9 protein-coding genes and 1 pseudogene are annotated in these 12,212 nt (G+C 34.3%); 6 read left to right on the forward strand and 4 right to left on the reverse strand.

What is annotated here, in order from left to right; all coding sequences use genetic code 11:
* Positions 1-51: 51 nt before the first annotated feature.
* The 4 genes from EKL98_RS07220 (at position 52) to EKL98_RS07235 (ending at position 4,670) form a co-directional block, all read left to right on the forward strand.
* Positions 52-1,632 carry an OmpP1/FadL family transporter gene (locus tag EKL98_RS07220; RefSeq protein WP_126561912.1) on the forward strand — a complete coding sequence of 527 codons (1,581 nt, stop codon included), beginning with the start codon at positions 52-54 and terminating at the stop codon, positions 1,630-1,632.
* A gap of 268 nt (positions 1,633-1,900) precedes the next feature.
* The gene (gene rimO / locus EKL98_RS07225; RefSeq protein WP_126460374.1) at positions 1,901-3,214 is read left to right on the forward strand and encodes a 30S ribosomal protein S12 methylthiotransferase RimO; all 1,314 of its coding nucleotides are present in this window, start codon (positions 1,901-1,903) and stop codon (positions 3,212-3,214) included.
* 38 nt (positions 3,215-3,252) lie between these two features.
* The gene (locus tag EKL98_RS07230) at positions 3,253-3,732 is read left to right on the forward strand and encodes a hypothetical protein (protein WP_126460371.1); all 480 of its coding nucleotides are present in this window, start codon (positions 3,253-3,255) and stop codon (positions 3,730-3,732) included.
* A 35-nt stretch (positions 3,733-3,767) separates the two neighbouring features.
* The gene (locus EKL98_RS07235; protein ID WP_126554391.1) at positions 3,768-4,670 is read left to right on the forward strand and encodes an N-acetylmuramoyl-L-alanine amidase; all 903 of its coding nucleotides are present in this window, start codon (positions 3,768-3,770) and stop codon (positions 4,668-4,670) included.
* Between the two features lie 455 nt (positions 4,671-5,125).
* Here EKL98_RS07235 and EKL98_RS07240 read toward each other — a convergent pair whose 3' ends face one another.
* Positions 5,126-6,175: an outer membrane beta-barrel protein gene (locus tag EKL98_RS07240; RefSeq protein ID WP_126561913.1), complete on the reverse strand. Its 1,050-nt coding sequence runs from the start codon at positions 6,173-6,175 to the stop codon at positions 5,126-5,128.
* Between the two features lie 604 nt (positions 6,176-6,779).
* Between EKL98_RS07240 and EKL98_RS07245 the strand changes: the two genes are divergently transcribed.
* Entirely contained in the window at positions 6,780-7,088 is a 309-nt protein-coding gene (locus EKL98_RS07245) for a hypothetical protein (RefSeq protein ID WP_126460363.1), read from the forward strand.
* Between the two features lie 196 nt (positions 7,089-7,284).
* Positions 7,285-7,764, forward strand: a complete 480-nt coding sequence (locus EKL98_RS07250) for a hypothetical protein (protein ID WP_126561914.1) — start codon at positions 7,285-7,287, stop codon at positions 7,762-7,764.
* 139 nt (positions 7,765-7,903) lie between these two features.
* Here EKL98_RS07250 and EKL98_RS07255 read toward each other — a convergent pair whose 3' ends face one another.
* The 3 genes and pseudogenes from EKL98_RS07255 to EKL98_RS07265 form a co-directional block, all read right to left on the reverse strand.
* Positions 7,904-9,256, reverse strand: a complete 1,353-nt coding sequence (locus tag EKL98_RS07255; RefSeq protein ID WP_126561915.1) for an NAD-dependent succinate-semialdehyde dehydrogenase — start codon at positions 9,254-9,256, stop codon at positions 7,904-7,906.
* A 232-nt stretch (positions 9,257-9,488) separates the two neighbouring features.
* On the reverse strand, positions 9,489-11,600 hold the full coding sequence (locus tag EKL98_RS07260; protein WP_126561916.1) for an ATP-binding protein: 2,112 nt from the start codon (positions 11,598-11,600) through the stop codon (positions 9,489-9,491).
* Positions 11,601-11,851: 251 nt separating this feature from the next.
* Positions 11,852-12,178 (reverse strand): annotated as a pseudogene (locus EKL98_RS07265) (aldo/keto reductase); the annotation flags it as partial.
* Positions 12,179-12,212 lie beyond the last annotated feature (34 nt).

The following is a 12,212-nucleotide window of genomic DNA, read 5'->3' on the forward strand; positions in this document are numbered from 1 at the left end:
AAATAGTGCGGAACCATCCTTTTTGATAAAAATTAAATATCCCAACAAAAAATGAAAAAACACCTATATTTATTACTCGCTGGCTTATCGTTTACCGTAGCCCAATCACAAGAAATTTCTGATGCACTTCGGTATTCACAGGACAATTTAAATGGAACAGCCCGTTTCAGAGCCATGAGCGGTGCTTTTGGAGCGCTTGGGGGCGACCTGTCATCTATCAATGTAAACCCTGCTGGTTCAGCGGTGTTTACCAATAATCAAATGGCTGTTACATTGACTAACTTCGATACTAAAAATAATTCAAATTACTTTGGCGGGACAGCAACAGAGAAAGAAAACTCCTTTGATTTGAATCAAGCAGGAATTGTATTTGTTTTTAATACCAGAAACCCAAACAGCAAGTGGAGAAAAATTTCCTTAGCCATAAATTATGAAAACGCCAATAATTTTGATAATGGGCTGTTTTCAGCAGGAACCAATCCAAACAATTCTATAGCTAATTATTTTTTGAGTTATGCCAATAATGGGAACGGTGGTGCTCCAGTTCCTCAGGATTTTGTAAACACAAATCCGGGAGAATCTATATCCCAATTGTATTCTTTCTTGGGTAGTAATCTTCCAAATGGTCAATATCCAAATTTAAGTGGCTTCGCAGCTCAGCAAGCTTTTTTGGGGTATCAAGGTTATGTTTTAAATGCCGCAGACGAGTCCAATAACAACTCTACTTTTTTATCCAACGTTCCTGCTGGAGGAAATTATTATCAAGAAAATTCCGTTTACAGTACGGGATACAACGGAAAATTATCCTTTAATGCAGCAACCTCTTATAATGACCAATTTTATTTTGGACTAAATTTAAATTCTCACTTTACTGATTTCAATAAATCGTCTAGCTTTTACGAAGACAATAGCAACCCATTAGGCACTAATGATCAAATCACAAGAGTACAATTTGACAATGATCTTTATACTTACGGATCGGGATTTTCATTTCAAGTAGGTGCTATTGCAAAAATTACTAACGAAATTCGAGTAGGTATGGCCTATGAATCTTCTACATGGTATACTTTGAACGACGAGCTTTCACAAAAGTTAATTACGGTAAGCGGCAATTCAACCGGTGAATTACCACAAGATGTGGTAGACCCGCAAGTGGTTAATGTTTACGAACCCTATAAATTGCAAACGCCAAGTAAGTTGACCGGGAGTTTTGCCTACGTATTTGGAAAATCTGGATTAATCAGTATCGATTACGCTTTTAAAGATTACAGTGACACCAAATTTAAACCTGAAAACGATCCCTTATTCAGAACCTTAAATAATGACATGAATGAATTGCTCAACGTTACCGGAGAGTTAAGAATAGGTGCCGAATATAAAATTAAGGCATTAAGTCTAAGAGCAGGATACCGGTACGAACAAAGTCCGTATAAAAATGCCGTAACCGTGGGTGATTTAACTGGGTATTCCGCAGGTTTAGGATATAATTTTGGATCTACCAAACTGGATTTAGCCTATTCCTATGCCAAAAGAAATTCCCAACAAGGTTTTTTTAATCAAGGATTCACTGATGGAGCAAGTATAGATGCTATTAACAACAATGTTTCTTTGACACTATTGTTTGAGTTGTAACGTCCTGAAAAATGAATTAGAAAAATCCGTTTCGTGATTGTGAAACGGATTTTTTTTAGCCCTGATGGCAGTGAAAATCCTCACGATTATTTTCGGGAGATTACTTCCCCTAGTAGTCATTTTTATAGGAGTTCAGTGAACTTTGTTTGTAGCGTACAGCAGGAATAGCTCCTTAAAAAGTGTAAAAGAAAAAGAAACAGAAACAAGTTCCGTTTGAATAAAAAAGTGTAATTTTGCAAAATTCCCAAATTATCGGGATTCTAATGTTATGAGAACGAAGTCTTTAAAAAAGAATAAAATAAACGTGATCACTCTTGGGTGTTCAAAAAATGTATATGATAGTGAAGTGCTTATGGGTCAGCTACGCGCAAGCGGCAAAGACGTTACGCATGAAGCTCCGGAAGCCGAAGAGGGAAATATCATTGTAATAAATACCTGCGGATTTATTGATAATGCCAAGGCCGAATCTGTCAACATGATTCTGGAATATGCGGACAAAAAAGAAAGAGGATTAGTTGATAAAGTATTTGTTACTGGATGTCTGTCCGAGCGTTACCGACCTGATTTAGAAAAAGAGATTCCAAATGTGGATCAATTTTTTGGAACTACAGAGCTACCACAATTATTAAAAGCCTTGGGAGCGGACTACAAGCACGAGTTGCTTGGAGAACGACTGACTACAACTCCAAAAAATTATGCCTATCTAAAAATTTCCGAAGGTTGTGACAGACCATGCAGTTTTTGTGCAATACCCTTAATGCGAGGAAAAAACGTTTCACAAACAATTGAAAAACTGGTAAAAGAATCCGAAGGTCTAGCAAAAAATGGCGTTAAAGAATTGATCTTGATTGCTCAGGATTTGACGTATTACGGATTAGATATCTACAAAAAAAGAGCGCTTGGAGAACTACTGGAAGCTTTAGTTAAAGTAGAAGGAATTGAGTGGATTCGTTTGCATTATGCTTTTCCAACCGGTTTTCCTATGGATGTACTGGAAATCATGAAACGCGAACCTAAGATTTGTAATTACATTGATATTCCGTTGCAACACATTTCAGATTCAATTTTGAAATCCATGCGTCGCGGAACAACGCAAGCAAAAACAACAAAATTATTAAAAGAGTTTCGCGAAGCAGTACCTGGAATTGCAATACGCACCACTTTGATCGTAGGATATCCCGGAGAAACACAAGAAGATTTCAATATATTGAAAGACTGGGTTCAGGAAATGAAATTTGATAGAATGGGCTGTTTTGCTTATTCTCATGAAGAAAACACACATGCCTATTTACTGGAAGATGATGTTCCAGATACTGTAAAACAAGAGCGCGCCAATGAGATTATGGAGTTACAATCACAAATTTCATGGGATTTAAATCAGGAAAAAGTAGGTCAAACGTTCCGATGCATCATCGACAGAAAAGAAGGTGGCCATTTTGTAGGCCGAACTGAGTTTGACAGTCCAGACGTAGACAATGAGGTTTTAATAGATGCATCAAAACATTATGTAAAAACAGGAGAGTTTGTGATGATCAAAATTATCGAAGCAACGGAATTTGATTTGTACGGAGAACCGGTATAATTTTTTAAACGATTTTTTAATATTTTAAAATGCTACACATGAAAACAATTCAATCAGTACTAGTGATCACATTTGTATTATTATCAGTCCACACCATTTCAGCACAATACGGAAACGGCGGTTATAATAATGGATATGGAAACGGGAACGGTTACGGAGGAAATCGTAGGATGAATAGCGGAATGGATCAAACCAGAACTCCTGAAAAACCTAAAGAAATTCCTGTTGAAGTTTCAGTTGCTAAAATAATGGAAACTATAAAACCGGAACTTAATCTGGATGAACTCCAAGTGGTAGCAATGTCTAATATCTTCATTGAAAGCTTCAGAACTCAAGGAATGCTTCTAAAGGCAGAAACCAGTCAGGAAGATAAAATTAAAAACATCGAGGCACTATCTGAAGTTACCGATAGAAAATTAATGGCATTATTAAATGAAGATCAGAAGGAAAAATTCATTATTTTAAAAAAAGAGCAGAAAAATCCAAAAAAATCAAAGTCTAAAAAGAAATCGAAATAATCGTTTTTTTATTTCATTATAAAACTCAAATCCTAATGAGAAATATTTTTTATACCCTATTTTTCGCCCTTGCTATTGCTGCTTGCTCCACAAATCCATACAAGAAAACTGAAAAGGTATATGACACCAAACTCAAAACATTAAAAAAAACGATTTCTAATAAGGATCCTAAACCCCTTCCGGTTGTTCCTCCGGTTGAATTAAACAGAGATACATTATACACGCAGCAATTACATACCTATAAGGATACTATTTTCAAAATGGGATCTACGTTTTTGGAGAATGGAATCAATACAAAATGGATTGGTACCGTCAATTTTAATTTACGCAAGCCTAATTTTATCATTATTCATCATACAGCGCAAGATTCATTGCAACAAACCATAAATACATTTACAAAAACAGAAACTCAGGTAAGTTCCCATTATGTAATTTCAGATGATGGTAAAGTCGTGCAAATGCTGAATGACTACCTAAGAGCCTGGCATGCCGGAAATGGTTCTTGGGGAAAAAATACGGATATTAATTCAGCTTCTATAGGAATTGAACTCGACAATAACGGATCCGAAGTGTTTTCAGAATCACAAATCAATAGCTTATTAGCCCTTCTAACTAAGTTAAAAAAAGATTATAACATTCCTGCTCAAAACATTTTAGGTCATGCGGATATTGCCCCAACCAGAAAAAAAGATCCCAGCGCCTTATTTCCCTGGAAAATTTTAGCCGAAAAAGGTTTTGGAATTTGGCCTGATGAATTTCTACAAACAGCTCCTTTTGATTTTAATGTCGATCAGGGATTACGAATTATTGGGTATGACACTAAAAACATATCTGCTGCTATTATTGCTTTTAAACTTCATTATATTCAAGATGAAGTTACTGATGTTTTAGATGAGAAAACAAGAAATACCATTTATTCTATTTACAAACAACAATAGCAAAAGCCCCTAAAACAATCCTAAACGGTTTTTTGAATTTTCAAAGAGCCGTTTTTTGTGTCCAAAATTGAATAATTAATATTTCTCCAAACCACTGCCGAAATTATTAATGAGTACTGAAGTAAAACCAAAATCGGCATTAGTTTTTAGTCATACATTGGCACTCGTTGAGTGCAATTGTTCAAAACGTCAGTCCGAGTGTTTTTTGTGGAGTAAAACGGAACAAAGCTTCTCGATACGCTTCGCACTTGAAGTGACGTGTATCGAGAACCGTTTTTAATACTAATTTTCTAGTTCTTGATATAATCCCGCCCAAAAGCGGGATCATTCGAACTGACGAAAATTTCCATCAAAAACTAATTACACCCAACGGGTACTTTAGGAAATTTTAAACAAAAAAAACTGCCAAAATACAAAAGAGTATCCTGGCAGCAAAAAAAATATTGTTTTAAATACTAGAATGAATAGGTTGTAGCGAGCAGTGCAAATGCGGTCAAGACTTTTGGAGCAGCATCATTATTTGAAAAAATAGCTTCAGAGGCGGAGTCAAGTCTGAATTCCGGAATGATAGTCAAGTTACCAACCTTGTAGTTTAATGACAATGTATTCCCTATAACACTAGTTCCAGCAAGCAATCCCAGCGCAGGAGTTGCCTCTTTTGCATCTAAATATTCCAATCTGTATGTCAGACTTAGAGATTCTTTTATAGCAACATTTGCATAGCCTACTAATGCAAACCACTCTCCATCCAATGAACTGTCAAAGTCGTTATCAGTCATTGCATACGTACCATTAAACCCTAAGGAAAATGCGTCACTAAGTTTCTTTGTTCCAACGAAATCAAACTGCGTCTTATTTTCATCAGAAGCTGGATTACTACTACCAGATGTTACATTAAAAAAGGCGCTACCTGTGTCGCCCAGAAACGCAAGTTGCCCTATAAACGTTTTTTGAGTTGAGCCTGCATCAATAGTAGATTTAAAATCTGTAGGATTAGTAACTCCCGCCATAAAACTGAATTTTCCAGTAGTATATTGTGCTTTTACCCCTGTATTAAAAAAGGGTCCGTAAGTAAAGGCATAGGACATACTGTAGTTTTTATTATCGACAGCATCCAATAATTCATATCCCAGATGAGTTCCAAAACTACCAGCAGTAACTTTGAACTTATCTGAAAATTCATATGTGAAATTTAATTGCTTAATCATAAAAGTTGCATTGGTATCATTATAAGTAAACTGAGCGGCTCTGTTACCAAAACCTAAATCTACAAAAACAGAACCTTTACCCCTTTTATGTGATGCTTCAATAGAAACCATTCCTAGTTCAAACGAGTTATGAGAATTAGTAAAACTTGTCAAACTGTTGTCTATTCCGGAAAAATCATATTTGTAATATGCATCTGCAGATCCTGCAAAAGTTGTTGCTGGAACCGCAGAGCTTTCTTGTGCAAATATAAAAGTTGTGGTTAGCAATACTGCTAAGATAGTTACTGTTTTTTTCATCTTTAAGGTGTTTTAATTAATAATACAGCTTGGTAATTATTTGGTTTTGGTTACTATTTAAAAAAATCAGAACTAAAATAATTGCTAAAAACATTATTTTATGCTGCTTTAGGTGTTAATTTTTCCCTAATCCTAAAGCGAATTTATTAACTTTTACTCCACTTAAATTACTATTTTTTACTTTTTTATCTCGTTAAGAAAAGAATTATCAATAACGAAAAATCAATGAAAAAAAATCATAATTTCATATTTTTACGAAAGTATTTTAAAAATTCAATAATTAAATTTTACATTACACCCCCTATTTTTTTGATTAAAATAAATTTAAAATATAAAAAATAGAATATTATCAATAAATAAATATACTTAATAACAACAACCCCCATAAAAAAACAGTTAAAAAAAATTATATGTTTTTCACTAAATTTAAATAATTTTGTTTTTTATAGTTCTACGTTTTGTAACACAAAAAATTATCCTTTTTTTTTAAGTCTAAGAAACGAGTTTCAATGAGAATTAAACAGTAACAAAAACCGTTTTTTCTATTTTTTATTTTATGAAAATTTTAATGGTAACTCCCATTCAATTGTATTAAATTTATACCATGCTTCGTACCCTAATTAAATTAAATCTTATAGTCCTTTTTATTGCTTTTTCCGTTACATGGATTAGTGAGGCAGTTGCTGTTTTTGTCATTGACAGGAAATACGAAGTGTACGAAGTGTTTGAAAATAATACGGAAGAAAACAATTTCGAGAATAAACTAAAAACGCTTTTCATAGGTACCGTAGCCCTCCCAAATGCATTAGCATACGATTCCATTGTTCCAAACAGAATAAACGCTTTGGATTTATTCAAAGCAAAAGAGTCGCATTTAAAAAATTCAACTCCACCTCCGGAGGGCATCGCTTGATTTTATTATATGTTTCCTAATACACCAAAAGGAGCTATACCCATATAAAGCCATTACACACTTGAGATATGATTTACTATCGATAGCAATGAACTGTACTCTAGTATTTTTTTATTAGCTGAAAGTAAAGCGCTGTAATTAAATTAAAGAAGTTGGCAAAACAGCAAAAGCAAACAATCCCTTAATATCTGAACACATGAAAAATCTATTTATATTATTCACAATTTTATTCAATGTTGCATTAGTTGCACAAACTCACGAAATCATTACGCATGACAACAAAAAAATGGATGTAAACTTCATCAAAATGGAGAATAATCTGGTTTATTTTGCAGTACCAGGCAGTAGTGAAGAAAAAAAAATAAGCCAATATGCCGTTGCTCAATTAAATGAAAAATCAGCTGCCGATTCAAAACTAGTTTCGGAAAAAATCAATGTCCTTGCAAAATCAGATTATAAAAAAGTAATCGTCTTAAAAGACTTTCAGACAATTGGTCTAAAAAAATCCGGGGTCATCACTAGTTTTTATGGAAAAGCAAAAGGAGAAACTAATACCTCCTTTATACATGGAGGAGAAAAGCGATTAAAAGAGAATGCTGCTCGCAAAGGATATCCATTTATTGTTATTCTATCCAATACACCTAACGATATAAAAGCAGCAGTCTATACCTACTAGTCCAAAAAACTAGGACAAAAAGGTTTTACGAAACAAAAAAACTAAATAAAAAAAACGAGAACTGGTTTTGTACTTACAATTCCGGTTCTCGTTTTCCTTTTTTTATCCACACCAACTGAATACTAGTAGCTGAACAAAACTATTCTATAACCAATGATTTCATATTCATAAATTCTTTGATCCCTACGGCCCCTAATTCCCTGCCATAGCCTGATTTTTTTATGCCTCCAAAAGGGACTCTGGAATCAGAACGCACTAATGAATTTACAAATACATTTCCTGCTTCTATTCTCCTCGCCAAGGTGTATGCCTTTTCACGGTCTTCAGTCCACAGGGCAGAAGCCAAGCCATAATGATGATTATTGGCAATGGCAATGGCGTCATTTTCATCTTTAGCCCTTATAATTGTTGCTAACGGACCAAAAGTTTCTTCCTGAAAAGCAATACTATCTACAGTTACAAAATCAATCAATGTGGGTTGAAAATTACAATTTTCCCGCTCCCCGCCCACAATTAACTTGGCACCCTGTTCCAATGCTTTATGCAATTGGCTGGACAATTGCTTCGCTAAGTCCAATCGAGCCAAAGGCCCCATATCAATCCCTTGCTGGAGCGGATTCCCTTGCTGCAACAACTGTGTTTTTTGAGCAAAAAGAGCAGAGAATTCATCCGCTACTTTCTCAGTAACGATAAAACGTTTTGCACAAATACAAGCCTGACCTGCATTGAGCATTCTGGATTGTGTTGCAATACTGGCGGCTCTCTCTAGATTAGCATCATTCAAAACGATAAATGCATCTGAACCACCCAATTCCATCACTGATTTCTTGATGTGCTTTCCAGCCAAGGAAGCCACTGAGGAGCCAGCCTTTTCGCTTCCGGTCAAAGTCACTCCGTGCACAATATTTGAAGCAATAACACTTTCAACCTGGGGAATATCAATAGTAATTTGCAGAAAAACACCTTCAGGAAAACCCGATTCCAAAAAGGCATTTTCAATAGCTTTGGCACAACCTATAACATTAGGAGCATGTTTCAAAAGCGTCACATTCCCCGCCATAATTGCCGGCGCAGCATAGCGTAATACCTGCCAAAAAGGATAGTTCCAAGGCATAATGGCAAAAACAGCTCCCAAAGGATCGTAAACGGAAAGGCTCTTGAAAGACGTATCATAATATTCATCTTTCAACATTTGTTCCGCATGCTCCGCATAAAAATCGCAGTTTGCTGCTGATTTTTCGACTTCAGAAATACTTTCGGACACAATTTTACCCATTTCATTGGTAATAAGCAATCCTAATTTTTCTTTATTTGCTCTTAAAACGTAAGCTAATTTTTTCATTTTATCCGCCCTTTCCTGAAAAGTGGTATTCCTCCACTTTTTAAAGGCCCGCTCAGACAGTTGCAGTTTTTGATTTAATTCCCCATTCGTAAGCACTTCATGTTCAGCGATAATTTCTTGCGAGAATGGATTTATCGATTTAAATATCATTTTTTATGTTTTAATTTTTTTGAAAATGTAGTTTTGAAACAGGAAATTGTATCGTCTTACTGTATAAAAAGCGACACTATTTCTTCTTGAAAATTGTATATAACCAAAGACACTCCTTAAAACTTTAGTAAAAATCCAAAAAAAGCCGACAAAAGAATTTGGCTTATGCCTTTCATTAGAGGTTGAGAATAAAAAACCAAAAAGTGTTACAAGAGGAACTCCTCAGATAATTCTAGGAATTAATTTCCATAAAAATAACATCCAATATCGCAAAGACTTTTTCCTTGTCCAAAGGTTTTGTAATGTAGTCATTAAAGCCGCACTGAACTATTTTTTCTCTCTCTTCTGCGGATGAATACGCTGTCTGGGCTATGACTGGAAGTCCCGGTTTAATTAACTTTATTTTTTCAAAAGCCTCATAACCACTCAAAATAGGCATTTTTATATCCATAAAAACCAAACTGATATCCGGATTTTCGGTACAAATAGTAACTGCTTCCTGACCATTAAAAGCACGCAAAACTGTATGGTTTTTTGACTCAATAATTTTCTTTAACAACAAGAAATTGATAGTATCATCTTCAGCAATTAAAATTATTTCATTCTCCTGGTTTCCTGAAAAAGATATCGTCTTACTTGACACAATGTCTTTTTCAGTCTGATCAAATTTTAATGGAAACGAAAAGGTAAAAACAGATCCTACTCCAATTGTAGATGTCACTGTTATTTCCCCACCCAGCATCTCTACATACGCCTTCGAGATGGACAAACCAAGACCTAATCCCGTTAATTCAGTAGTGCCGTCCCCTTCAATTCTTCGGAAACGATCAAATATTACTTTCAGATGATTTGTACTCATACCGATCCCTGAATCTTCAATAGTAAACGCTAAAATTCCTTTTTCTTTGTGGACTGTGTATCCAAAAGCAACAAATCCATTATCGGTAAATTTTACCGCATTTGTAATTAAATTCACAATAATCTGTTTCAGTTTCGTTTCATCAGTAAGAATATTTTCTGTAATTTTAGCTGAATTTTCAAGAATATAAAATTGAATATTTTTATCTTTAGGAATCGTAACTTTGATGGAATCATACAACTCTGTCATACATTTTTCAATGTCTAATCCTTTATAATTAGGTGTAATTTGCTTGGCGTCAATTTTAGACATTTCAATAAGATCTTCAATTATTGAAACCAGGTTGTTCCCACTGTTTTTTATTATTTTTAAATATTCCAATTTCTCACTTTCTGTCAAATTTGCATCCGTTAGCAAATCACTAAATCCCATTATGGCATTCATAGGAGTTCTGATTTCATGCGATAAATTAGCCAAAAAAGAAGATTTTAAGGTATCGCTTTCCTCCGCCTTTTGTTTGGATATCTCTAATTGTCTCCTTTGATTGCTGTTCTCTTCAAAAAGATTCCCTATATACCCAAACTCTCCTTTGAATTTTCTTAAAGAAGCTATCGCTTTAATATTACCTGTTTCTAGAATACTTTTGACTAATTTTAGTGGGTTATAAACCCATCGTTTTGTATAATACACAAAAATAAAAATGTTCAATAAAGAAACCAGCACCACAATAAAAAGAATTTCTTTTGAATTTTTATAATTCAAATTGAACGGCCTTTTGAAAAGCAATGTAGCCACAACGTCATCTTTCCAGTCTTTCAGATCTAAACTTACAATTACAAAATCACTTTCTTCAAGAACCGTACGATGCGCCGGAACTAAATTAACTTTTGAACTGCTTATATTTCCTAAAGAATTCAAAAAAGGCTTATCTAAAAGTCTAGCTATAAAAAAGTAACCGGACGGCGCTGTTTTATTCTTTTTGGGATCTATTGAAGGATGAATCGTTGCACCAAAAACCTCGACAATTCCTTCTGGAATTTTAATATAGAATTTTTTTAGTTTCGATTTATAAAGCACTGTCATCATCTCTTTTGGGATAAAGTCAAGGCTTTTAATCTTAGGGGAAGCTGTTTTATTTATTATTTTTTGATCTAAACCATAAACACCAATGTAATCAGCAGAATAGGTTTCAAATTCGCTTAGAATATATTTATCATACCATTTTTTATCTTTTGTTATAGTATAACTAACCAAATTATCCCAATGGGTAACATCAATAATGGTGGCGGTAGTGGTTTTAGAATTGAGTCTAAACAAAGATCTCACTTCTTTATCGTATTGATTGTAAGTGATTTTGTAAAAATTCCGTTCTTCCTGAATAGTATAAAGATATAAGGTGATGTAAATTACAAAAAAGAAAATACTTGCCGAAAGTATCAACATCAGTAGTTTATAGTACGTATTTAATCTAATCAATCTTTTCATGGAATCACTCGAATAAAACTAAAACACAGCCTACTTTTGTAAGACATATCAGTTTTTTTCTATGCCGCAAGTTAACCATTTTTATCAGTAAAAAAAATAAGCCACTTCAAACTAAGTATTTTTTTTATAATAAAACCTTATTTATCAGCGGTATACTTTTAAAAAAGCATTCTAATCTTTCTTAAATCTCTTTTAAATGGCAACTTTTCATTTTTTTTCAGAATTAAAAAAAGATTATTTTTTATCCTTGTCAAAACAGAAGTGATTCGGTTCTCTTTTAGCAACCAAGCCAAGGCCATTTGTGCCAAAGGAGAAAAAGCAACACAACCCACTCCTTTGTCTTCGAGAACATCTAATAATCCCGCTTCTGGTTGCCACGCAAACATGGAATATTTCACTTGATGAATAAAGCAGGGTGTCTCCAATTGTTTCAGTATTTCAGTAGCTTCCTTGGTTTGCGCTGCTGTATAATTAGAAATTTCCACATACAATGCTTTTCCGCTTCGTACGGCGTAATCCAGCGCCATCATGGTTTCCTCCAATAGCGTTTCCGGATCAAAACGATTCGAATAAAAAAGAAATTTGTGGCAGTAACAAACCACTTTTTCCACA

It is taken from the genome of Flavobacterium bomense (assembly GCF_003970355.1).